We start from the raw sequence: 20,923 nt of genomic DNA on the forward strand, positions 1-20,923 counted from the left end.
GAAAGGGACTTGTTTTGCGGTCGCGAAAAGCGTGACATCACCGCGACGCCATTGGAGGCCCCCGTGAACCACATCACCCCGAACGCACCCGTTCTCGACAATTTCTGGATGCCCTTCACCGCCAACCGGCAGTTCAAGGCGGCCCCCCGCCTGCTCGCCGGTGCCGAGGGCATGTTCTACACCGATGTCGACGGCAACAAGGTGCTGGACGGCACCGCCGGCCTCTGGTGCGTCAATGCCGGGCATGCCCGCCGCCAGATCGCGGATGCCGTGCAGCGCCAGCTCATGAGCCTCGACTTCGCGCCGACCTTCCAGATGGGCCATCCCGTCGCTTTCGACTTCGCCGCCAAGCTCGCCTCCATGGCGCCGGGCGGACGGGAGGCGAAGCTCGATCGCGTCTTCTTCACCGGCTCCGGGTCCGAATCCGTCGATACCGCGCTGAAGATCGCCATCGCCTATCAGCGCGCCATCGGCCAGGGCACGCGCACCCGCATCATCGGCCGCGAGAAGGGCTATCACGGCGTCGGCTTCGGCGGCATCTCGGTCGGTGGCCTCGTCAACAATCGCCGCGTCTTCCCGCAGATCCCGGCCGACCACATGCGCCATACGCTGGACGTCGCGAAGAACGCCTTCACCCGCGGCATGCCCGAGGAAGGCGCCGACCTCGCCGATGATCTGGAGCGGCTGGTGCAGTTGCATGGCGCCGAGACCATCGCCGCCGTCATCGTGGAGCCGATGTCGGGTTCGGCCGGCGTCATCCTGCCACCCAAGGGCTATCTCGAACGGCTGCGGGCGATTGCCGACAAGCACGGCATCCTGCTCATCTTCGATGAGGTGATCACCGGCTTCGGCCGCCTCGGCAAGCCTTTCGCGACCGACTTCTTCGGCGTGGTGCCCGATCTCGTCACCACCGCCAAGGGCATCACCAACGGCTCTCTGCCGATGGGCGCGGTCTTCGCCGCCCGCCACGTGCATGACGGGCTGATGAAGGGCCCCGAGGGGGCGATCGAACTCTTCCACGGCTACACCTATTCCGGCCATCCGGTGGCGGCCGCCGCCGGCCTCGCCACCATGGCGATCTATGAGGAAGAGGGCCTGCTCACCCGCGGCGCCGAACTCGCCCCCTTCTGGGAAGAAGCGCTGCATTCGCTGAAGGGCCATCCGCACGTCATCGACATCCGCAACCTCGGCATCGTCGGCGCCATCGAACTCGCCCCGCGCGCGGATGCGCCGGGCACCCGCGCCTATGACGTCTTCGTCGATTGCTTCCACAAGGGCCTGTTGGTCCGCGTGACGGGCGACATCATCGCCCTCTCGCCGCCGCTCATCCTCGAAAAGTCGCATATCGAGACGATCGTTTCGGTCCTAGGTGACGCTCTGAAGCGCACCGCCTGACGCTCCGGCGGACCGGCTCTTCGAAACCGGTCCGCCGTCTCTCTTCCCATCCTCACGCCTTCCCCTCGTGCGCCCGCATGCGGCCGCCTGCGCGGGCCGTCTGTGCCCGGAGTCCTGCCATGACCCTGCCGCTTCTGCCTGAAGGCTACGTGATTTCGACCGATCCTGAACGGCTCGATCTTGCGGCCATCCACCGCTATCTGGCGGGGGAGAGCTATTGGGCCCGCGGCATTTCCCGCGATCTCGTCGCGCGGTCCTTGCAGCATTCGCTGTGCTTCGGCCTCTATCACCACGGCGCGCAAGCGGGCCTCGCCCGGGTCGTGACCGACCGCGCGACCTTCGCCCTTCTCGCCGACGTCTTCGTGCTGGAAACCCATCGCGGCCAGGGGCTGTCGAAGCGGTTGGTGGAACGGGTGACGGCTCATCCCGATCTGCAAGGCCTGCGCCGGTGGATTCTGGTGACGTCCGACGCCCACGGCCTCTATGCGCAGTATGGTTTCACGCCGCTGGCGGAGCCTGGGCGCTTCATGGAAATCGCGCGGCCCAACATCCATTTGGAAGGCTGACGCGGGGCCTGGTCGGGCGAGCGCTCGCTAGGTCTTCACGCGCTTCTTTCTTCGTCACGCGCGGCTTCATGCCGCGGGTCTGCCCGTTTTGGCGCCCAGCCGGTTGATGGCCGAATCGTGGCCCGGCCATGACGGAAGAGCCCCCTACCGCCGACCCTTCGGCCGCGTCGCCAGCACGTTCTTGATGGAAAAGCTGGAATGGATGCGAGAGACGCCGGGCAGCGAGGAGAGAATCTCCTTGTGGATGCGCTCAAACTCCCCCGGGCTCGCCACTTCGACGCGCAGGAAGTAATCCGAACCACCCGTCATCAGATAGCATTCCTGGATTTCCGGATGCTTGCGCACCGCCATTTCGAAGCGGTTGAGATAATCCTCTGTCTGGCGTTCCAGCGTGATGTTGATGAGCACGGCGATGCCCTGGCCGCTCGCGCCGGTCTCCACCAGCGCCGTATAGCCGCGGATGACGCCGGTATTTTCCAGCAGCTTGATGCGCCTGAGACAGGCGGAGGGGGATAGCCCCACCTCCTCGGCCAGGGCCGCATTGCTCATGCGGGCATTGACGCGCAGAAGACGCAGAATGTTGCGGTCGATCGCGTCGAGCGATGCCATGCAGGATCTTTCAAACCGTCGCAGATTCTTTCATTCGGCACGGTTCGGCTGCAGTTTCAAGCACGAATTCGTGTGAATTTCCATGATCCTTGTCCTAACCTCTGCGGATCGGAGTGGCACATGGGCGAAAACGGCATGGACAGCATCGACTGGCGGACGCTGCTGAATGGCGAGGCCGAAGGCTATCCCGGCTATCTCACCATCGATCTCTCCGCGCTGAGGCGGAACTACGAAAAGCTCGCTGCCCGCGTCGCGCCCGCCCGTGCCTCGGCCGTCGTCAAGGCCGATGCCTATGGGCTCGGCGCGGTGCGCGTCGCGGAAGTGCTGGTCGCCGCTGGCTGCCGGCATTTCTTCGTGGCCCAATACGGCGAAGCGGCGACGCTACGGCCGCATCTGCCCGCGGATGCGCAGCTTTTCGTGCTCAACGGCCTGCTGCCGGGCGCCGAAGCCGGCTGCGCCGCTGCGCACGTCATTCCCGTCATCAACTCCCTGCCCCAGCTCGCCCGCTGGCGCGCCCAGGCCCGCATCGAGCGGACGCGCCTGCCGGCCGTACTGCAGTTCGACACCGGCATGTCCCGCCTCGGCTTTCCGCCGGAAGACCGCGCCGCCGTCGCGGCCGAAATCGCCGCCAGCCCCGAGCTCGAAATTCTCTACGTCATGAGCCACCTCGCCTCGGGCGACGAGCCGACCGCGGCACAGAATGCCGATCAGCTGGCCGAGATGCGCCGCGTCGTCGCCGAATTTCCCGGCATCCCGCTCTGCTTTGCCAATTCTGGCGGCATCCTGATGGGCGCCGAGTACCACGGCGCCCTCGCCCGCCCCGGCATCGCCCTCTATGGCGGCGCGCCCCATATCGGCGCGGACAACCCGATGGAGCCGGTCGTCAGCCTCTCCATCGCCGTGGTGCAGACCCGCACCGTGCCGGCCGGCACCCGCGTGGGCTACAGCGGCACTCATGTCACGACTGGCGAGACGCGCATCGCCACACTTGCCGCCGGCTATGCGGATGGGCTGCTGCGCTCCCTCAGCGGCCGCGGCGCCGTCTATTACCAAGGGCGGCGCCTGCCCATTCTCGGCCGCGTCTCCATGGACAGCATGACGGTCGACATCTCCAGCTTGCCGCCCGGCAGGCTCGATCTCGGCAGCCTCGTCGAAGTCATCGGCCCGCATCAGACGATCGAGATGCTGGCGGCCGATGCCGGCACCATCCCCTATGAATTTCTCACCAGCCTCGGCCATCGCTATCGCCGGGATTATCGCTGACAACCTCGGAAGCTTCTGGACCTCTCATGCAGATCACCGTGCTCGGCGCCGGCGTCGTCGGTGTGACCACCGCCTACCAGCTCGCGAAGGCGGGCCATGCCGTCACCGTCGTGGACCGGCAGAGCGGTCCCGCGCTGGAGACGAGCTTCGCCAATGCCGGCGAAGTCTCCTTCGGCTATTGCGGCCCCTGGGCCGCGCCCGGCGTGCCGCAGAAGGCGATGAAGTGGCTGTTCATGGAACATGCGCCGCTCATCCTGCGGCCGAAGCCGGACTGGGCCATGCTCTCCTGGCTGATGAAGATGCTCGCCAATTGCTCGGCCTCTCGTTACGCCGTCAACAAGGGCCGCATGCTGCGCCTGGCCGATCTCAGCCGCGCCGCCCTGGCCGAAGTGCGCACCGAAACCGGCATCGCCTATGACGAGCGCATGCAGGGCACGCTGCAGCTTTTCCGCACGGATGAACAGGTGGAAGCCTCCGCCAAGGACGTGAAGGCGCTGGCCGCGGACGGCATTCCCTATGAAGTGCTGGACCCGGAGGGCTGCATCCGCGTGGAGCCGGCGCTCGCCCATGTGCGGGAGAAGATCAAGGGCGGCCTGCTGACGCCGAAGGACGAAACCGGCGACTGCTACAAGTTCACCAATGCGCTGGCCGAGAAGGCCAGCAGCCTCGGCGTCACCTTCCGCTACGGCACGACGATCAAGGGCATCGCAACCAGCAGCGGGCGGGTCGATTCCGTCGTGACCGACAAGGGCTCGATCGCGAGCGACGCCGTCGTCGTCTGCCTCGGCAGCTTCTCGCCCTTCCTCACGCGGCAATTCGGCATTCGCCTACCGGTCTATCCGGTGAAGGGCTATTCACTCACTATCCCCATCGTCGATCCGGCGCGCGCACCGGAATCGACGGTGATGGACGAGAGCTACAAGATCGCCCTCACCCGGCTCGGCGATCGCATCCGCGTCGGCGGCATGGCGGAGATTTCCGGCTTCACGACCGATCTGCCGGCCGCCCGCCGCCGCACGCTGGAGCATTCGGTGAGCGATCTCTTCCCCGGCGGGGATCTGTCGAAAGCGAGCTTCTGGTCCGGCCTGCGCCCGATGACACCGGACGGCACGCCCGTCATAGGCGCCACCCACGTGCAGGGCCTCTACCTCAATACCGGCCATGGCACGCTGGGCTGGACGATGAGCTGCGGCTCCGCCCGACACATCGCCCAGGTCATCGCGGGCGAGAAGACGGATCTCTCGCCCGGCGACTATGCCATCGGCCGCTATCGGTGAGGCGTCAGAAGGTCTCGCCCACCATCGCCTCGCTCTTCGCCCACAAGGCGCGGGCGCGCTCGGGGTCCAGCGCATAGGCGCGCACGCCGCGCATCGCCGTATCGCTGTTCTCCGGCTCGGCGATGTGGCAGTCCTCGCAATAGAGGCCGCCCACCTCCTCCACCGGGGCGACGACGCCGGCCCAGACCGAGGTGGCCGCCCCCTGCGGGATGGTTTTCCACTGGAAGGGCGGCAGGCCCGCCGCCGCGTTCTGCTCGTTCACCTGCTTCACGAGCTGCTCGATCTCGTCGTAGCCGAGATGCCGGCCAAGCTCGGTCTGGATGCCGCCAGGATGCACCGCGACGGCCCGCACGCCCCGATCGCGGTGGCGACGGTCGAACTCGACAGCGAAGAGGATGTTCGCGGTCTTCGACCGTCCGTATGCGCCGAAGGGGGTGTATTCGGTATGCTCGAAATTCGGATCATCGAGATCGACGTCCGAAAAGCGATGGCCGGAGGAAGCGAGATTGACGACGCATGCACCCGGCCGCAGCAGAGAAGCGATCCGGTTGATGAAGACGAAATGCCCCAGGTGATTGGTCCCGAACTGCATCTCGAAACCATCCGCCGTGACGCTCTTCGGGCAGGCCATGACGCCTGCATTGGCGATGACGAGATCGAGCGGCGCGCCTGCGGCCACAAGCCGGTCCGCCGCCGCCCGCACGCTCGCGAGCTCCGCCAAATCCATCTCAACCAGGGTGATCCCGGGAATGCCCGCCGTCGCCTGCCGCCCCTTCTCGAGATCCCGCACCGTGCCGATCACCTCGGCACCATGGGCAGCCAGCGCCCGCGCCGTCTCCACGCCCAATCCCGCCGAAACGCCCGTCACCAGAACGCGCTTTCCCGTCAGGTCGATGCCTGCCAGCACCTCGTCTGTCGTCGAGGTCGCGCCAAAAGTCTGAGCCATGATGGTCTCCTGTTGTCGTCCGGTCTGCGTGAGACCCGGGAGTTGCATCCGCCGCGTCGCCGTCAATTGATTTGCCCGGCGGCATCACCTGATATAAGCGGAGGATGTCTCCGCTTCATATACGGAGGTTTCCTCCGTTTATCAAGAGAGATTCGGACGTGACCCTGCCCAAGACGCCGCGCAAGCCCCGCGCCGACAGCCAACGCAACCGGGAAAAGCTCCTGGAAGTCGCCCGCGACGCCTTCGCGGCCGAAGGGCCAGACGTCAGCCTAGAGGAGATCGCGCGCCGCGCCGGGGTCGGCATCGGCACGCTCTACCGGCATTTCCCGAACCGCGACGCGATCATCGCGGACGTCTACCGCCGTGGCGTGGAGCAGTTGGCGGAATCGGCGGCGGTGCTGTTGGAACGCCATCCGCCGCAGGACGCGCTGCGCGCCTGGATGCTCCTCTTCGTCGACTATATCGCGACGAAGAAGGTCATCGCGCCGGCCCTCAACGCGATCCCGGGCGGCCCGGCCGAGCTTTATGCCGCCTCGGGCCCGCGCATCACCCAAGCGGTGACGCTGCTGCTGGATCGCTCCCGCGCCACGGGCGGCGTGCGTGCCGACGTCGAACCGCTGGATCTGCTCAACGCCCTCATCGGCCTCGCCTATGGCATGAGCATGCCGGACTGGCAGGCGAGTGCCACGCGGATGGTGGACGTGCTGGTGGACGGGCTCAGCCGCTGACGAGCGCCTGGGCGATGGCGCGCGCGGCGGCGGGTGCCGCCTCCGGCATCAGGCCGGCAATGCCGCAGAGCAGGCCAGGCCGCGCCAGCCCCAGATGCATGGCGGAAAGCGGCTGCGGCCCATAGCCGCGGGTCCGCAGTGTCGCCGCGATCTGCTCGTCTTCGGTGGTCCCATCCCGAAACCAGAGCGCGAGTTGCAAGCCGCCGGTGCCGGGCCCGACCGCGATCCGAGAGCCGCAAACCTCTTGCACCGCGGCCCGAAAGGCCTGCATGCGCGCGGCATAGAGTGGCGTCATGCGGCGCAGATGCGCGCGGAAATGCCCCTCGCGCAGAAACTCCAGAAACGCCGCCTGCACATGCATCGGCACGGCAAGACCCTGCAGCCGCATCATCTTGGCGAGCGGCGCACAAAGCGGCAGCGGCACCACCGCATAAGCGAGGCGGAGGCCGGGCGCCATGGTCTTGGCGAGAGTGCCGAGATAGGCGACCGTGCCGGCACGATCGATCCCCTGCAGGGCTGCGATCGGCCGGCCGTCGAACTGGAACTCGGCGTCGTAATCATCTTCCAGGATCAGCGCGCCATGGCGCTGTGCGGCCTCCAGCAACGCGAGCCGGCGCGGCAGGCTCATCGTCACCCCCGTCGGGTATTGATGCGAGGGCGTGACGTAGATCAGCCGCGGCGGCGGTGCCTGCGCCTCCAGCCGGAGGCCCGCTTCGTCGCAGGGCAGCGGCACCAGGCGCGCGCCGGCCTCGGCCAGGAGGCGCTGGGCACTAGGATAGGCCGGCTCTTCGATCCAGGCCGTATCCCCCCGCGTCAGCGTCAGCCGGGCGAGGATCGCAATCGCCATGCGTGTGGAGGGAAAGAGGAAGAGCTGTTCGGGCTCGGCCGCGACGCCACGGCTGATCGCAATGTGCCCGAGGATCGCGTCCCGCAGCGCCGGCAGGCCGAGCGGCGCGCCATAGCCCAGCGCCTCGGCGCCCATCCGCCGGGCGCGCGTCGCGAGCAGCCGGCCCCAGAGCGCGCGGGGGAAAGAGGCGAGATCCGGCACGCCGGGGGTGAGCGGCAGCGTGGGCGCCTCACTCTCCAGGCGGCGCGGCGCGGCACGGCGCTGATCGCGCCCGAGCGGGGTCGCGATGGCGGCGATACGGGTGGCGCCCCCGGGCCGCGCTTCGAGGAAACCTTCCGCCTTTAGCCGCTCATAGGCGGCAAGGACGGTGGCGCGGGCGAGGCCGAGGGAGGCCGCCAGCGCGCGCGTGGAGGGAACCGCCTGGCCCGCCGCCAGGGCGCCGCTCAGGATGCGGCTGCGCAGCCCGCGATAGACCTGCCCCTCCAGATCTCCCGCCGCCCGATCCAAGGCGAGCGGGGCCGCGACCTCCTTCGTCTTCAACTGGTCCACCCGTTTTCGATCAACTGGAGCTGATCACCATACCGGATGACGGGAATACTGGCATCCTCTGAGGAGCTGAGACGATGTCCGACACGACCTTTCCGGTAACGCCCCGCAACCGGGTGAAGCGCGAGCATCACCGCGGCCGCTACGACAAGGCGGCCGTCTACGCCGTGCTCGATGCCGCCCCGCTCTGCCATGTCGGCTACGTCATCGACGGCGCGCCTTATGTGACGCCGACGCTGCATTGGCGGCACGAGAACCGCCTTTACTGGCACGGCTCCTCCGCCAGCCGCTTCCTCCGCCGCGCGGTCGACATGCCGGTCTGCGTCACGGTCAGCCTGATGGATGGCTATGTCCTGGCGCGTTCGGCCTTCAACCACTCCGTCAACTACCGCTCCGTCATGGCCTTCGGCACCGCGCGGCTGATCGAGGACGCGACGGAGGCGGAGGCGGCGCTGCGCCATTTCACCGACGGGCTTTTCCCCGGCCGGTGGGAAACGCTGCGGCCGATGACGGCGCAGGAGCTGAAGGCGACGACCGTGCTCGTGATGGAGATCGAGGAGGCGGCGGTGAAGACGCGCGATGGCGGGCCGGGCGACGCCGAGGAAAGCGCTTATCCGGTCTGGGCCGGTGTCATTCCCATGCGCACCACCCTGGCGGCAGCCGAGCCGGCGGCGGAACTGCCGCCCGACTGCTCTCTGCCCGGCCCGCTCGCCGATCTGATCGCCTCCGGCCGGCTCCGCTGATGAGGGCGGAGCGCTCTCGGAAAGGCAGCGGAACGCGCAAATTTTGATGCTTCAGGTCTGCACAAGATTTATGCTGCACTTCGCGTGAGAGGACGAGCCGAACCATATTTGCTTAAATTTGAGGCTTGTCCGGAACGACTCTCGCCTGAGCAGGAGCGATCTGGATGCATGGACTCGTCCGCAGCGCCGCCTTTGCCGCCTTTTCCACCATGCTGCTGGCCTGGCCTTTCGGCCGGGCCTCCGCCGCTGACACGAAAATCACCTTCGTCACCGACTGGAAGGCGGAGGCCGAGCATGGCGGCTTCTACGAGGCCCTGGCCCTCGGCCTCTACAAGAAGGCGGGACTCGACGTCACCATCCGTCAAGGCGGCCCGAGTGTCGACAACATGCAGCTGCTGGCGGCCGGCGCAGTCGACTTCGCCCTCGGCTCGAACAGCTTCGGCCCGCTGAGCCTGGTGCAGGCTGGTGCCCATGCCGTGGCGGTGATGGCCGTCTCGCAGAAAGACCCGCAATGCTTGATGACGCATCCGCGGGACGACATCAAAACCCTGGGCGACATCCGTGGCAAGCCGGTGATGATCGCGGCCTCCGCAGCCAACAACTTCTTTCTGTGGCTCAAGGCCAAATATGGCTTCACGGATTCCCAGATCCGCCCCTACACCTTCAACATGGCGCCCTTCCTGGTCAACAAGAACGCCATCCAGCAGGGCTACGTCTCCTCAGAACCCTATCTCGTGGAGCAGCAGGGCCACTTTACCCCGCAGGTCTATCTCTTCGCGGATTACGGCTATCCGTCCTACGCCTCGCTCGTCCTCGTCAGCCAGAAGATGGTCGATCAACATCCGGACGTCGTTCAGAAGTTCGTCGATGCCAGCATCGAAGGCTGGTACGAGTATCTGCACGGTGATCCTGGGCCGGCCAATGCGCTGATCAAGAAAGACGACCCGGACGAGAATGACGGCGTGATCGCCTATGCCATCGCGACGATGAAGAAGGAGGGCATGATCGAGGGCGGCGACGCGGCTCAGTTCGGCATCGGCGCCATGACGGATGCGCGCTGGAAATCCTTTTTCGACGTCATGTCCAAAGAAGGCGTCTATCCCACCAGCCTCGACTACAAGGCGGCCTATACGCTGCGCTTCGTCAACAAGGGCCTCAGCCTGAAACTGGCGCAGAAATGACGGCGCACCGCAGCGTCTGACGATGGACAGCCACCTGCCCGCCGATCTTGCCCCTCCGCTCATCGCTCTCGATGGCGTCACCAAAACCTACGGCAATGGCGTCACGGCCCTCGCCGACGTCAGTCTGGACATCGGCCGTGCCGAATTCGTGAGCCTGCTCGGGCCCTCGGGCTGTGGCAAATCGACGCTACTGCGCCTCATCGCAGGCCTCGGGGCGGTCAGTTCCGGCCGCATCGCATGGCCGGATGCCAGGGCCGACCGCAACCTGGGCTTCATCTTCCAAGAGCCGACGCTGATGCCTTGGGCGACGGTCTTCGCCAATGTCTATCTGCCGCTCAAGCTGCAGGGGCTGTCGAAGCGGGATGCGACGCCCCGGGTGATGGCGGCGCTCGAACAGGTCGGCCTCGGCGCCTTCGCCCGTGCCTATCCGCGGGAACTCTCAGGCGGCATGAAGATGCGCGTCTCCATCGCGCGTGGACTCATCACGCGGCCTTCCGTTCTGCTGATGGACGAACCTTTCGCGGCGCTCGACGAAATCACCCGCTTCAAGCTGAACGATGATCTGTTGGCAACATGGGCTGGCCAGAATTGGACGGTCATCTTCGTCACCCACAGCGTTTATGAATCGGTCTATCTCTCCAACCGCATCATCGTCATGGGCGCGCGGCCCGGCCGCGTGACGGCTGACATCCGCATCGACGAGCCCTATCCGCGGAGCGAAGAGTTTCGCATGAGCCAAAGCTACAACGCCTATTGCCGCCACGTCTCAGCGGCGCTGCATGCGACGATGGAGCCGCGATGACGCGCCCCCTGCAGATCCTGCTACCGCTGCTCGTCGGCCTCCTCTTCCTCGGCGCCTGGCAGGTCCTCGTCACCGTGCTCGGCGTGCCGAAATTCGTGCTACCGGCGCCGAGCCTGATCTGGCACGCCTTCATCGACGATTTCTGGAGCCTCATGGCATCGCTGTGGTTCACCCTGACAGTGACGGTGGAGGCCTTCCTCGCGGCCGTCATCGGCGGGGTGGCGCTCGCCGTGCTCTTCGCGCAATCGCGCTGGATCGCCACCGCCTTCTTTCCCTATGCGGTCATCCTGCAGGTGACGCCTGTGGTCTCCATTGCGCCCCTCATCATCATCTGGGTGGGCTATGACAATGTGCGCGTGGCGCTGCTGATCCTCGCCTGGATCGTCGCCTTCTTTCCCGTGCTCTCCAATACCACCCTCGGCCTGCGCTCGACCGACCACAACCTGCGCAACCTCATGCAGCTCTACGGCGCCTCGCGCTTCCGCATCCTCACCGAAATCCAGTTTCCGGCCGCCCTGCCCTATATCCTGGCGGGCATGAAGATTTCCGGCGGCCTCTCGCTCATCGGCGCGGTGGTCGCCGAATTCGTCGCCGGAAGCGGCAGCGCAACCGGGCTCGCCTGGCGCATCATCGAGGCCGGCAACCGGCTCGACATTCCGCGCATGTTCGCAGCCCTCGGGCTGCTCTCCGCCCTCGGCATCGTCATCTTCGCCGTGATGAGCGCCGTCGAATATCTGGCCCTCCGCCATTGGCACGAAAGCGCCGTGCGGCGGGAGAATTGAGGGAGCACCGTATGACACCCGAGACCCTCGCCGCTTTGAAGGAGCGCCTCGCCGGCATGGCGGTGGAAGACGACCCCGCCCTGGTTCGCCGCAAGAGCCGCGATTTCTACTGGTATTCCCCCGTCCTCAAACGCCTGCTCGACGATGTGGTCGGGGATGTCGTAGTCTCACCGAAGACCGAAGCGGAGGTGCTGCGGGCGCTGGCCGCGGCCCATGCCCTGGGCATCCCCGTGACACCGCGTGGGGCCGGCACCGGCAATTACGGCCAAGCCATGCCGCTCGCCGGCGGCATGATCCTCGATCTTCACGATCTTTGCGCCATCACCGAGATCGGTCCGGGTTTCGTGACGGCCGAAGCCGGCGCGCTGCTCGGTCGCATCGACGCTGCGACCCGCGCCGATTCCGGGCAGGAGCTGCGCATGTTTCCTTCGACCCACCGCACCGCCTCCATCGGCGGCTTCATCGCCGGTGGTTCGGGCGGCGTCGGCTCCATCCGCTGGGGTGGCCTGCGCAACACCGGGAACGTCATCCGCCTGCGCGTCGCCACCATGGAAGCCGAGCCTCGCATTCTGACGCTGGAGGGCGACGAGATCGCGCGTGTCGCCCATGCCTATGGCACCAACGGCATCATCACCTCCTGCACCGTGCCGCTCACCACCGCTTATGACTGGGTCGACGTGATCGTCACTTTCCCGCAGATGGCGCGAGCCGCCGCTTTCGCCGATAGCCTCGGCCGGGAAGACGGTCTGCTCCTCAAGGAACTCGCCGTCATGGCGCCGGGCCTCGGCCAAAGATTCTTCACGCAGCATGGGCGCTTCATCGGCGCGGACGAAGCGGCGGTGCTGATCATGGTGGCGCCGCAGGCCCTCTCCGGCCTACTCGCCTTCGCGCAGCGCCATCACGCGCGCCTCGCCTTCCGGTCGGATGGCCTAGCGGCCGAGGAGAGCACCCGCCTGCCCCCGCTCTTCGAACTCACCTGGAACCACACCACGCTCGTCGCCCGCCGGGTGGAGCCGCAACTCACCTATCTGCAGGTGCTCTACCCCTATCCCGATCATCTGGCGGCCGTCGCCCGCATGGGCCACCTCCTCGGCGTAGAGATGATGGAGCATCTCGAATTCATCCGCTTCGATGGCCATGTGGTGTGTTCCGGCCTGCCGCTCATCCGCTTTACCACGGAAGAGCGGCTGGACCAGATCATCCGCCTGTTTGAAGACAACGGCTGCCTCGTCTTCAACCCCCACCGCTATACGTTGGAGGAAGGCGGCATGAAACGCTCCGATCCCGCCCAACTTGCCTTCAAACGCGCGGTGGACCCGAAGGGCCTGCTCAACCCGGGCAAGATGATCGCCTGGGACGATCCTGTTTTCGATTTCTCCGACCCCCGCCCCTATCTCTTCAGCGCACCGGCCGCGTGATGAAGGTTCTCCTGCTCTATTGCCATCCCGTCGAGAGCAGCTTCAACGCGGCGGTGCACGAGGCCGCGCTGCGCGGCTTGCGCCGGGCCGGCCACGTCGTGGATGATTGCGATCTCTACGCCGAAGGCTTCCAGCCGGTGGTCACGCGGGCCGAACGCATCGCCTATCACGACGTGCCGGAGAATACGGCGCCGGTCGCCGATTACGTCGCCCGGTTGCGCGCGGCGGATGCGCTCGTCATCGTCTCCCCCGTCTGGAATTTCGGCTTTCCCGCCATGCTGAAAGGCTATTTCGATCGGGTCTTCCTGCCTGGCGTTTCCTTCGACATCATCGACGGCCGCGTGCGCCCCATCCTCCACAACATCGGCAAACTGACCGCCTGCATGACCTATGGTGGCAACCGTCTGCGCGCGGCTCTCGCCGGGGATCCGCCCCGCAAGCTGGTGACGCGTGTGCTGCGCGTGACGATCCGCCCCGGTGCGCCGGTGGAGCATCTGGCGCTCTACGACCTCAACCGCGCGACGGAGACCGAGCGCGCGACCCATCTCGCTTTGGTGGAGCGGCGAATGGCCGCGTTCTAAGCCGCCCTGCCCCGCGTCCGCCTGCCTTCAAAGCGCCGCAGAAGCGGTCCAGCCTCGCGGTCAACCGGAGTGGAAGGCGTCAGGGCATGTCGGAATACGGGCGGAACGGCGAGGTGATCATGTTCGTCACCTATCACGGCCGTGCGGAGTCACGCTTCGATCGTGCCTATTACGTCGCGCAGCATCTGCCGATGCTGCGGCGGAGCTTCGGACCACTCGGCCTCGTCAGCGCTCAAGCCTTCTTCCCCGCGACAGAGGACAGCGGCACCATCGCCATCTGCGAATGCCGCTACCGGGACGAAGCGGCCTTCGCCGCCTGTATGGCCTCACCGGACATGCCGGGCATCGCCGCCGATGTCGGCGTCTTCACGGACCTCATGCCGATCCATCTGCGCGCGACCCGCTAGGCGGCCGTCGGCCCTTCCAGCGTGCGCGGCGTGGCGGCCGTGAGGCCGTCGAGCTCGGCGTAATCCGGCAAGGTCTGGTCGATCGCGCGGCCGGCACGCAGCACGATGCGATCCGCCTGAGGACGGGAGACGAGTTCATCGAAGCTCCGCGCCCGGGTCAGCACCAGATCGGCGCTGCGGCCGACCGCGATGAGGCCGCAATCGGCGAGCCCCATCGTCCGCGCCGGTGTCGCCGTGATACTCGCCGCCCAATCGCCATAAGGGTGGTCCAGATGGCAGACGCGCAGGGCGAAGCGGAAACTGTCCAGCGTGTCGTGGTCCCCATAGGGCACGAAGGCGTCGCGGCAGTTGTCGGTCGCGACCGCAAAGGGCACGCCGGCGGCGCGCAGCTCATGGGCAAGGGTGACGCCACGCCAGCGCGGGGTGCGCCCGGCATGGCGGTCCTGCAGATACATGTTGGCGGAGGGCAGCGTCACCACCGTCACGCCGAGGCGGGCGAGATGCGCGATGGTCTCCGCCGCCGCGGCCTCAGGCTGCAGCGCCAGATTGCAGCAATGACCACAGGTCACTTTGCCGCGGAACGCGCTGCGCTCGATGGCGGCGGCGATGCGCGGCAGGGTGAAGGCTGCCACATCATCGGTTTCATCGACATGCAGATCGACGTCCAGCCCATGCCGCGTGGCTTCCGCGAAGAGCCGGTCAAGCAGCTGGTCGATCTCCGCGATGGCACCATGATCGACGCCGGACAGCCGCGTCACCGCGCCGAGAATGCCCTCGGACCGGGCAACGAGGTTCGCAAGCTCCGCGCCGAAGGGCGTCGCAAACTGGTCGATGGTGGTGAGCGCCACGGCCTGCAGCGCGATGCGCCCCTGCCACCGTGCCCGCATCTCCCGGAAGACACCCCAGGAAATCTCGGCCTGCCCCGGAAAACTATCGAGATGCGTGCGGATGGCGCCGACGCCATGGGCATAGGCGCAGCGCAGCCCGAACTCCATGCGGAGTGCGATGTCCTCCGCCGTCCAGAAGGCCACGCGGTCGGCACCCGTCGCATTCAGCGCGCCGGTGAAGCTGCCATCCGGATTGGGCGTGCGCGCCACCACATGCCCCTTGTCGAGATGCGTGTGCATGTCGACGAAGCATGGGAAGAGGATGCGGCGCTGAAGATCCACGCCCTCACCGGCACCGGCACCGGCCGGCACGACGGCGGCAGTCCGCCCATCCTCGATGAGGATATCGACGCCGTTCAGATAGCCATGGCGCGGCGGCGGCAGAGGCGCCTCCACCGTGCCGGCGGGCACGGCGGCGTTGCGCAGCCAGAAGGTGCTGGCTTGCGGAAGGACGAAGGGCATCATCGGGCTGCCTCATAGTCCAAGGTCACTTCCGTCTCGCCATGCGCTTCGAGAAGGTGCAAGAGCCGCTTGCGCATGATCAGGCCCGGCCGGTCCGAGGGCATATGCGCCTCCAGCCTGCGCTGCACGTCCAGGATCGCGTCGGGGCTCGTCGATTCAAGAATCTCGCGATCTTCGTGCACGATCGTCGCATCCCAGGCGATGAGCTTTTCGGTGCTGCAATCCTCCTCGCGGTCATTGCGGTAGAGCAGCTGGACGAGCTGGATGCGGCCGTCTTCCACGGGCGTCGCGACGTTGATGATGATATGCCGGATGCCGCTCGGATAGGTCATGTCCATCCGCCGGGCGAAAGGCAGATACCAGTGGTTGACCATGCTGCGCGTGGTGGTGGGATCGGTCGTGCCTGTCACCGCATGGGCTGCCGGCGGATTGAGGATGTCCACCACCGTCGTCGCCTTAAAGCCGTAGTCAATCTCCTCGATCTCATAGACGCGCGGCTTAGGCTGCTTCATGTCGCCGAAGGTGCCGGAATGAACGAAGGCGAAATGCGCATTGTCGAAGGAGTTTTCCATCAGCCGCAGCGGCGCCGTGTTCCAGCTTTCGTAGAACTGGAAAATGCGGCGGTAGCCGGACGCGCCATCCTCCGGAATCTCGAAGATGGGCGCGATGGGATCGTCGAGCGCCACCCAGAGATAGCCGTAGCGCGCGGCGGCATGGAAGGCACGCACGCGGTGCTTGGGAAAGGGCGTCTCCGGGTCGTATTGCGGAATGCGGGCGAGCGCGCCGTCGGGCTGGAAGGCCCATCCGTGATAGGGACAGACGACGAGATTGCCATCGCACCAACCCTTCGAGAGTTTGGCGGTGCGGTGGCAGCAGCGGTCTTCCAGCGCCGCGGGCGTACCGTCCTCAGCGAGGAAGACGACGATATCCTCCCCCATCAGCCGGAAGGGCTTCGGCCCGGATGCGAGATCATCCAGCCGCACCGTGGGATACCAGAAGCGCCGCAGCACCTTTTGCTTCGTCGTCAGCATCGCATCCTCCTGTCCGGGCCGCTCCATCCTGCCCCGAAATCCGCGGGGGATGCGAGCCGAAAAAGCATTGCTGGGGACGATCAGCGCTGCCTAAATGCGCGCACACCGCTGCCCAAGAGAGAGCCCTCCTCATGCTGCACAGCCGCCTGCTCCACTATCTCGACGAAGTGGCGCGCACGGGCTCCATGCGCAAAGCCTCGACGCGCCTGAACGTCGCTTCGTCCGCCATCAACCGGCAGATTCTCGCCCTCGAAGCGGAACTCGGCACGCCGCTCTTCCTGCGCCTGCCGCGCAAGCTGATGCTGACGGCCGCAGGAGAGCTCGTGATCCGCCACGTGCGGCAGACGCTGAAGGAGATGGACCGGGTGCAGCGCCGCATCGAGGAGTTGAAGGGTTTGCGCCGCGGCGAAATCACCCTCGCCATCATGAGCGGCCTTGCCGCCAATATGGTGCCGCGCATCGCCGTCGAATTCCGGCGCACCTCGCCGCGCGTCAAACTCACCCTGCGCCTCCTGCCCTCGGGCCATGAGATCATGGCGGCGGTCAGCGCGGGCGAAGCCGATCTCGGGCTCGGCTTCGATTTCCCGCGCGAGCCAGGCCTGCGTGTCCTCGCCTCCGGGATCGGCCGGCTCGGCGCCGTCATGGCGCCGGATCATCCCCTCGCCGGCCGCCACCAGCTGCGGCTTTCTGATTGCGTGGACTACCCGCTGATCATCGCCGAAGAGGGCATGGCGATCCGCCCCTATCTCAACGAAGCCCTGGCGGCCTCTTCGCTGCAGGTGGAGCCGACGCTCGAGACCAATTCCATCGAGGTGATGCGCCACGCCGCCATGCTGGACCAGGCCATTACCTTCCTCACCCCCTTCGACATCGAGTGGGAGCGGCGCGCCGGCCGGCTCGCCTATGTTCCGGTCCACGAACTGCACGGCCGGCTGCAGACGCTCATGCTCATCGGGCGCGACCGCGGCGTGGATGCGCTGACAAGCCTGATGGCCGAGCAGATCCGCACCGCTATCCTTGCGACATCCGGCGGGTGAAGGCTCAGCCGGTGTAGGCGGTGCGCTGCGTCACCGCGTCCAGCGGATAGTCCCGCACCTCTTCGATCAGGCCGAGCAGGGCCCGCGCCGCACGCTCCACCTGGACGGCGCCGCGTGCGGCATCGGCGGCCGCGGCATTGCCGCAGGCGCCGGAAGGGTGGAGGTCCTGCGCCTGCCAGCCGAAGCCCACGCCGCCCTCGGGCGTCAGCAGGCGATTGGTCGTCTCCATCGCAACCGAACGGGGCACGAAATCCTCGGCAAACTCCATGCGCACCTGCGCGGGGTGGAGATGCAGCATCACCGAGGTCTCGGCCTCGCCACCATGGATGCCGTGCTTCAACTCGGCCTGGCTGTAGAGGTCGCTGCTGTCGATGGTGCGGAACCAACTGGCGCCAACGGCGAACATCCCGAGCTCCACGCGCAGCTCACGACAGACGATCTCCATCACCTGCGGCTGCCCGCCATGGGAGTTGAGCAGGATGATGCGCCGCAAGCCGGCGCGCCAGGCGCTTTTCGCCACTTCGAACCAGAGCCGCGCCAGCAGATCGTGCGGCAGCGTGAGCGTGCCGGGGAAAGCGAGATGTTCGTTGGACTTGCCGATGGGCAGCATGGGCAGAACGAGCGCGGGGAAATCCGGCGGCATCAGCTCCACCGCGCGCGCCACGATCCCGGCGTTGATCGCTGCATCCACTTTCACCGGCAGATGCGGCCCATGCTGTTCCACCGCGGCCACCGGCAGCACACCCACGATGCGACTCATGTCGAGGGCTGCGAATTCCCGGGTCGAAAGATCCCACCACCAGTGCGAGGAGAGCAACGTCATCGGTCCGGCCTTCCTGTTCGAGCGGACACAGGGCCCGCGACTGCACCTCCATACGATGCTTTTTGGGCGCTGACCGCTGCCAAATAGGCATCACATCGTGCACAAAAAGATTGTTCCTTTTTTGTGCGGACTGTCAGAGCATGCCTACACCTGCCCAAATCGACGGCACACCATGAGGCTCAGCATGGCACAGGCACCGCCAGAACCGGTTCAGACGCATCATCCTGCTCAGATTTTGCGCGAAAGCCTGATGCTCGAGCCCATCACCGCTGCGGCCTTCGCCCCTTTCGGCAAGCTCGTGCAGCCGATGCCGGACGGCGCGCCGGACCCAGAGGTGGACCGTGCGCTGGACCTCTCGGATGGCCGCCCGCGCTTCTACATCATGGCGCTGGACCATCGGCCGCTCACCATCACGCGCATCACCCGCCATTCCCGCGCGACGCAGGTGCTCGCCTCCGTCGGCGGCGGAGAGTGGCTGCTGGCGGTCGCCCCGCCCGGTGACGGCCCCACACCGGATCCCGCCGCCATCCGCGCTTTCCGCATCCCCGGCACCGTCGCTGTCTTGCTGTCGCGCGGCACCTGGCATGCCGGCCCCTATTTCGAGCCAGCGCAGATGAGCTTCTTCAACCTCGAGCTTGAAGACACCAACCTCGTCGATCACGAGACCTGCGATCTCGCGGCAACCTTCGGCCTCGCCCTCACCTTGCAGACGGGCGCATGAGCGAGACTTTGGCCAGAACCGCGCCGCCACGCCGCGCCAGGGCGGACGGTATCTCCATCCAGGACGTGGAGATGATCTATCGCCGCGGGCCGCAGACGACGCATGCGCTCACCCGCTGCAATCTGGAGATTCCCGCCGGCTCCTGGGTGTCTCTCATCGGCGCCTCCGGCTGTGGCAAATCGACGCTGCTGCGCATCCTTTCCGACATCGTGCAGCCGACCGGCGGCCAGGCCTTGCTCGGCGGCCTCACGCCGGCGGAGGCGCGCGCCCAGCGGCGCTTCGCGCTCGTCAGCCAAAGCGCCGTCATGCTGCCGTGGCGCCGCGTGCTCGCCAATGTCGAACTCGGCCTCGCGGTCGCCCGCGTGCCGAAGGCGGAACGCCGCCGCCGCGCGGAAGAGGCGATCGAGATGGTCGGCCTCAAGGGTTTCGAGAAAGCCTATCCCTCCGAACTTTCGGGCGGCATGCGCCAGCGTGCCGCCATCGCCCGCGCACTGACGCTGAAACCCGCCTATCTCTTCATGGACGAACCCTTCGGCGCCTTGGACGAGTTGCTGCGCGACCGGCTCAACTTCGAACTCCTCCGCATTCTGGAGGAAACCGGCGCGACGCTTCTGCTCGTCACCCATTCCATCTCGGAAGCCATCATCCTGTCCGATAAGGTGGTTGTCATGTCTCCCCGGCCGGGCCGCATCACCCGGCAGATCGACATTGGCTTCGGCCATGGTCGCACGCCCGCGATGCGGGACGATCCGCGCTTCGGCCAGTTGGAATCGGACGTGCGCCACGCCCTCGGCCACAGCATGGGCGAATGACCTTTCTTTCCCCGACCCGATCAAGAGGAACCCACATGCGTTTGCGAAAAAGTTTGATGGCCGCATGGCTCGCGGGCGTCGCAGCACTCGGCTTCGGCCCAGGCCATGCCCAGGCCGCCGACATGACGAGGCTGCGCGTCGTGCTCGGCTATATCCCGGACGTCGAGATGTACGGCCCGGAATATGCGCTGAAGCAGGGCTACTACAAGGCGGAAGGGCTGGACGTCACGCTCATCCCGGCGGGCCAGGGTGTCGATCAGGTGCAAATGGTCTCTGCCGGCATCGCGCAGATCGGCATCGCCAATCCCGAGCAGATCCTCGCCGGCATCGGCCAGGGCGAGGCCTTCAAGGTCTTCGCTGGCCAGTTCCAGACCCAGCCGCTCGCCATGACCTGCCGCAAGGATAGCGGCGTCACCAAACCCGCCGATCTCGTCGGCAAGACCGTCGGTGTAAAGGTCAACGCCGAACCGTATTACAAGCTCTTTCTCTCCAAGAACAACGTGCCCTTCGACCAGGTGAAGACGACGACGATCGGCCCCAACGACGTCTCGCTGCTCATCGCGGGCCGCATCGCCTGCGAAATCACCACCTTCGCCTTCAACGAGCCGCTGATCGTGCAACAGGCCGGTGTGCCCACCACCATCCTGCCGCTCGGTGATTACGGCCTCAACTCCCAGGTCGATTCCTACTTCGTCAAGCAGAGCTTCTTCGACAAGCCCGGCAATCAGGCGGTGCTCGTGAAGTTCCTGCGCGCCACGGCGAAGGGCTGGGTGAGCTTCTATCAGGATCCCAAGGCCGCCGCGAACTGGATCATCGACAGCCATCTCGTGGATGGACTTGATCGCACGCAGCAAATCTTCCAGGCCGAGCAGCAGGTGAAGTTCATGGCGAGCCCGCTCACCAAGGAGAAGGGCATCCTTTGGCTCGATCCCGCGATCTGGGTCGAGACCGCGGAGAATCTGAAAGCCGCCGACGTCACCAAGACCGTGATCCCGACCGGCGACGGGCTGTTGACGACCTCGATCCTCGAACAGGCGAGCATGCCGAAGTTCTGAGGAG

At 66.4% G+C, this 20,923-nt stretch carries 22 protein-coding genes; 16 read left to right on the forward strand and 6 right to left on the reverse strand.

Translation table 11 applies throughout. The annotated features are described in order from the left end of the window. The first annotated feature begins 63 nt into the window (after positions 1–63). Positions 64–1,395 (forward strand): omega-aminotransferase AptA, encoded by a 1,332-nt coding sequence (gene aptA / locus ACYQ6W_RS00465; RefSeq protein WP_459672861.1) that lies wholly within the window; start codon positions 64–66, stop codon positions 1,393–1,395. 119 nt (positions 1,396–1,514) lie between these two features. Next, positions 1,515–1,961: a GNAT family N-acetyltransferase gene (locus ACYQ6W_RS00470; RefSeq protein ID WP_459672862.1), complete on the forward strand. Its 447-nt coding sequence runs from the start codon at positions 1,515–1,517 to the stop codon at positions 1,959–1,961. Positions 1,962–2,105: 144 nt separating this feature from the next. On the opposite strand, the gene ACYQ6W_RS00475 is transcribed toward ACYQ6W_RS00470, so the two are convergent. Beyond that, on the reverse strand, positions 2,106–2,570 hold the full coding sequence (locus tag ACYQ6W_RS00475; protein ID WP_459672863.1) for an Lrp/AsnC family transcriptional regulator: 465 nt from the start codon (positions 2,568–2,570) through the stop codon (positions 2,106–2,108). A 120-nt stretch (positions 2,571–2,690) separates the two neighbouring features. Here ACYQ6W_RS00475 and alr point away from each other — a divergent pair, with 120 nt between their 5' ends. Beyond that, the gene (alr, locus tag ACYQ6W_RS00480; protein WP_459672864.1) at positions 2,691–3,833 is read left to right on the forward strand and encodes an alanine racemase; all 1,143 of its coding nucleotides are present in this window, start codon (positions 2,691–2,693) and stop codon (positions 3,831–3,833) included. Between the two features lie 26 nt (positions 3,834–3,859). Beyond that, entirely contained in the window at positions 3,860–5,110 is a 1,251-nt protein-coding gene (locus ACYQ6W_RS00485; RefSeq protein ID WP_459672865.1) for a D-amino acid dehydrogenase, read from the forward strand. 4 nt (positions 5,111–5,114) lie between these two features. Here the strand turns inward: ACYQ6W_RS00485 and ACYQ6W_RS00490 are convergent, their stop codons facing one another. Next, on the reverse strand, positions 5,115–6,056 hold the full coding sequence (locus ACYQ6W_RS00490) for an SDR family NAD(P)-dependent oxidoreductase (RefSeq protein WP_459672866.1): 942 nt from the start codon (positions 6,054–6,056) through the stop codon (positions 5,115–5,117). 158 nt (positions 6,057–6,214) lie between these two features. Between ACYQ6W_RS00490 and ACYQ6W_RS00495 the strand changes: the two genes are divergently transcribed. Then, positions 6,215–6,784: a TetR/AcrR family transcriptional regulator gene (locus ACYQ6W_RS00495; RefSeq protein WP_459672868.1), complete on the forward strand. Its 570-nt coding sequence runs from the start codon at positions 6,215–6,217 to the stop codon at positions 6,782–6,784. Here the strand turns inward: ACYQ6W_RS00495 and pdxR are convergent. After that, on the reverse strand, positions 6,774–8,180 hold the full coding sequence (gene pdxR / locus ACYQ6W_RS00500; protein WP_459672869.1) for a MocR-like pyridoxine biosynthesis transcription factor PdxR: 1,407 nt from the start codon (positions 8,178–8,180) through the stop codon (positions 6,774–6,776). The genes ACYQ6W_RS00495 and pdxR overlap by 11 nt on opposite strands. 74 nt (positions 8,181–8,254) lie before the next feature. Here pdxR and ACYQ6W_RS00505 point away from each other — a divergent pair, with 74 nt between their 5' ends. From ACYQ6W_RS00505 to ACYQ6W_RS00535, 7 genes are all read left to right on the forward strand, one after another. Further along, a complete protein-coding gene (locus ACYQ6W_RS00505; RefSeq protein ID WP_459672871.1) occupies positions 8,255–8,920 on the forward strand; it encodes a pyridoxamine 5'-phosphate oxidase family protein in 666 nt (221 codons plus the stop codon). Between the two features lie 164 nt (positions 8,921–9,084). Next, positions 9,085–10,101: an ABC transporter substrate-binding protein gene (locus ACYQ6W_RS00510; protein ID WP_459672872.1), complete on the forward strand. Its 1,017-nt coding sequence runs from the start codon at positions 9,085–9,087 to the stop codon at positions 10,099–10,101. A gap of 22 nt (positions 10,102–10,123) precedes the next feature. Continuing rightward, positions 10,124–10,903: an ABC transporter ATP-binding protein gene (locus ACYQ6W_RS00515; protein ID WP_459672873.1), complete on the forward strand. Its 780-nt coding sequence runs from the start codon at positions 10,124–10,126 to the stop codon at positions 10,901–10,903. Then, positions 10,900–11,685, forward strand: coding sequence for an ABC transporter permease (locus tag ACYQ6W_RS00520; protein WP_459672874.1), 786 nt, complete (start codon positions 10,900–10,902; stop codon positions 11,683–11,685). The genes ACYQ6W_RS00515 and ACYQ6W_RS00520 overlap by 4 nt, the downstream gene beginning before the upstream one ends. An 11-nt stretch (positions 11,686–11,696) precedes the next feature. Continuing rightward, positions 11,697–13,103, forward strand: coding sequence for an FAD-binding oxidoreductase (locus ACYQ6W_RS00525; RefSeq protein WP_459672875.1), 1,407 nt, complete (start codon positions 11,697–11,699; stop codon positions 13,101–13,103). Next, on the forward strand, positions 13,103–13,684 hold the full coding sequence (locus ACYQ6W_RS00530) for an NAD(P)H-dependent oxidoreductase (RefSeq protein ID WP_459673426.1): 582 nt from the start codon (positions 13,103–13,105) through the stop codon (positions 13,682–13,684). The genes ACYQ6W_RS00525 and ACYQ6W_RS00530 overlap by 1 nt, the downstream gene beginning before the upstream one ends. A gap of 86 nt (positions 13,685–13,770) precedes the next feature. Next, on the forward strand, positions 13,771–14,091 hold the full coding sequence (locus ACYQ6W_RS00535) for an EthD family reductase (protein WP_459672876.1): 321 nt from the start codon (positions 13,771–13,773) through the stop codon (positions 14,089–14,091). Here ACYQ6W_RS00535 and ACYQ6W_RS00540 read toward each other — a convergent pair. Together ACYQ6W_RS00540 and ACYQ6W_RS00545 are read right to left on the reverse strand one after the other, a co-directional pair. Then, positions 14,088–15,443 (reverse strand): cytosine deaminase, encoded by a 1,356-nt coding sequence (locus ACYQ6W_RS00540; RefSeq protein WP_459672877.1) that lies wholly within the window; start codon positions 15,441–15,443, stop codon positions 14,088–14,090. The genes ACYQ6W_RS00535 and ACYQ6W_RS00540 overlap by 4 nt on opposite strands. Then, positions 15,440–16,471 (reverse strand): aromatic ring-hydroxylating dioxygenase subunit alpha, encoded by a 1,032-nt coding sequence (locus tag ACYQ6W_RS00545; protein WP_459672879.1) that lies wholly within the window; start codon positions 16,469–16,471, stop codon positions 15,440–15,442. Before ACYQ6W_RS00545 ends, ACYQ6W_RS00540 begins: the two co-directional genes overlap by 4 nt. A gap of 131 nt (positions 16,472–16,602) precedes the next feature. Here ACYQ6W_RS00545 and ACYQ6W_RS00550 point away from each other — a divergent pair, with 131 nt between their 5' ends. After that, positions 16,603–17,508: a LysR family transcriptional regulator gene (locus ACYQ6W_RS00550; protein WP_459672881.1), complete on the forward strand. Its 906-nt coding sequence runs from the start codon at positions 16,603–16,605 to the stop codon at positions 17,506–17,508. A gap of 4 nt (positions 17,509–17,512) precedes the next feature. On the opposite strand, the gene ACYQ6W_RS00555 is transcribed toward ACYQ6W_RS00550, so the two are convergent. Then, a complete protein-coding gene (locus ACYQ6W_RS00555; RefSeq protein WP_459672883.1) occupies positions 17,513–18,331 on the reverse strand; it encodes a creatininase family protein in 819 nt (272 codons plus the stop codon). Between the two features lie 184 nt (positions 18,332–18,515). Here ACYQ6W_RS00555 and ACYQ6W_RS00560 point away from each other — a divergent pair, with 184 nt between their 5' ends. The 3 genes from ACYQ6W_RS00560 to ACYQ6W_RS00570 are packed head-to-tail and all read left to right on the forward strand — an operon-like array spanning position 18,516 to position 20,919. Then, positions 18,516–19,052 carry an ureidoglycolate lyase gene (locus ACYQ6W_RS00560; protein ID WP_459672884.1) on the forward strand — a complete coding sequence of 179 codons (537 nt, stop codon included), beginning with the start codon at positions 18,516–18,518 and terminating at the stop codon, positions 19,050–19,052. Next, positions 19,049–19,864: an ABC transporter ATP-binding protein gene (locus tag ACYQ6W_RS00565; protein ID WP_459672885.1), complete on the forward strand. Its 816-nt coding sequence runs from the start codon at positions 19,049–19,051 to the stop codon at positions 19,862–19,864. Before ACYQ6W_RS00560 ends, ACYQ6W_RS00565 begins: the two co-directional genes overlap by 4 nt. 56 nt (positions 19,865–19,920) lie before the next feature. Then, positions 19,921–20,919 carry an ABC transporter substrate-binding protein gene (locus ACYQ6W_RS00570; RefSeq protein WP_459672887.1) on the forward strand — a complete coding sequence of 333 codons (999 nt, stop codon included), beginning with the start codon at positions 19,921–19,923 and terminating at the stop codon, positions 20,917–20,919. The last annotated feature ends 4 nt before the right edge of the window (positions 20,920–20,923 follow it).

This window comes from Acidisoma sp. 7E03 (assembly GCF_054665075.1).

Coding starts and splice junctions, on each gene's coding strand:
- ACYQ6W_RS00565 (WP_459672885.1), top strand. CDS start 19,049: ATGAGCGAGACTTTGGCCAGAACCGCGCCGCCACGCCGCGCCAGGGCG.
- ACYQ6W_RS00570 (WP_459672887.1), top strand. CDS start 19,921: ATGGCCGCATGGCTCGCGGGCGTCGCAGCACTCGGCTTCGGCCCAGGC.
- ACYQ6W_RS00530 (WP_459673426.1), top strand. CDS start 13,103: ATGAAGGTTCTCCTGCTCTATTGCCATCCCGTCGAGAGCAGCTTCAAC.
- ACYQ6W_RS00520 (WP_459672874.1), top strand. CDS start 10,900: ATGACGCGCCCCCTGCAGATCCTGCTACCGCTGCTCGTCGGCCTCCTC.
- ACYQ6W_RS00540 (WP_459672877.1), bottom strand. CDS start 15,443: ATGATGCCCTTCGTCCTTCCGCAAGCCAGCACCTTCTGGCTGCGCAAC.
- ACYQ6W_RS00470 (WP_459672862.1), top strand. CDS start 1,515: ATGACCCTGCCGCTTCTGCCTGAAGGCTACGTGATTTCGACCGATCCT.
- ACYQ6W_RS00505 (WP_459672871.1), top strand. CDS start 8,255: ATGTCCGACACGACCTTTCCGGTAACGCCCCGCAACCGGGTGAAGCGC.
- ACYQ6W_RS00515 (WP_459672873.1), top strand. CDS start 10,124: ATGGACAGCCACCTGCCCGCCGATCTTGCCCCTCCGCTCATCGCTCTC.
- ACYQ6W_RS00485 (WP_459672865.1), top strand. CDS start 3,860: ATGCAGATCACCGTGCTCGGCGCCGGCGTCGTCGGTGTGACCACCGCC.
- ACYQ6W_RS00525 (WP_459672875.1), top strand. CDS start 11,697: ATGACACCCGAGACCCTCGCCGCTTTGAAGGAGCGCCTCGCCGGCATG.
- ACYQ6W_RS00490 (WP_459672866.1), bottom strand. CDS start 6,056: ATGGCTCAGACTTTTGGCGCGACCTCGACGACAGACGAGGTGCTGGCA.
- ACYQ6W_RS00545 (WP_459672879.1), bottom strand. CDS start 16,471: ATGCTGACGACGAAGCAAAAGGTGCTGCGGCGCTTCTGGTATCCCACG.
- ACYQ6W_RS00560 (WP_459672884.1), top strand. CDS start 18,516: ATGGCACAGGCACCGCCAGAACCGGTTCAGACGCATCATCCTGCTCAG.
- ACYQ6W_RS00535 (WP_459672876.1), top strand. CDS start 13,771: ATGTCGGAATACGGGCGGAACGGCGAGGTGATCATGTTCGTCACCTAT.
- alr (WP_459672864.1), top strand. CDS start 2,691: ATGGGCGAAAACGGCATGGACAGCATCGACTGGCGGACGCTGCTGAAT.
- ACYQ6W_RS00550 (WP_459672881.1), top strand. CDS start 16,603: ATGCTGCACAGCCGCCTGCTCCACTATCTCGACGAAGTGGCGCGCACG.
- ACYQ6W_RS00475 (WP_459672863.1), bottom strand. CDS start 2,570: ATGGCATCGCTCGACGCGATCGACCGCAACATTCTGCGTCTTCTGCGC.
- ACYQ6W_RS00510 (WP_459672872.1), top strand. CDS start 9,085: ATGCATGGACTCGTCCGCAGCGCCGCCTTTGCCGCCTTTTCCACCATG.
- ACYQ6W_RS00555 (WP_459672883.1), bottom strand. CDS start 18,331: ATGACGTTGCTCTCCTCGCACTGGTGGTGGGATCTTTCGACCCGGGAA.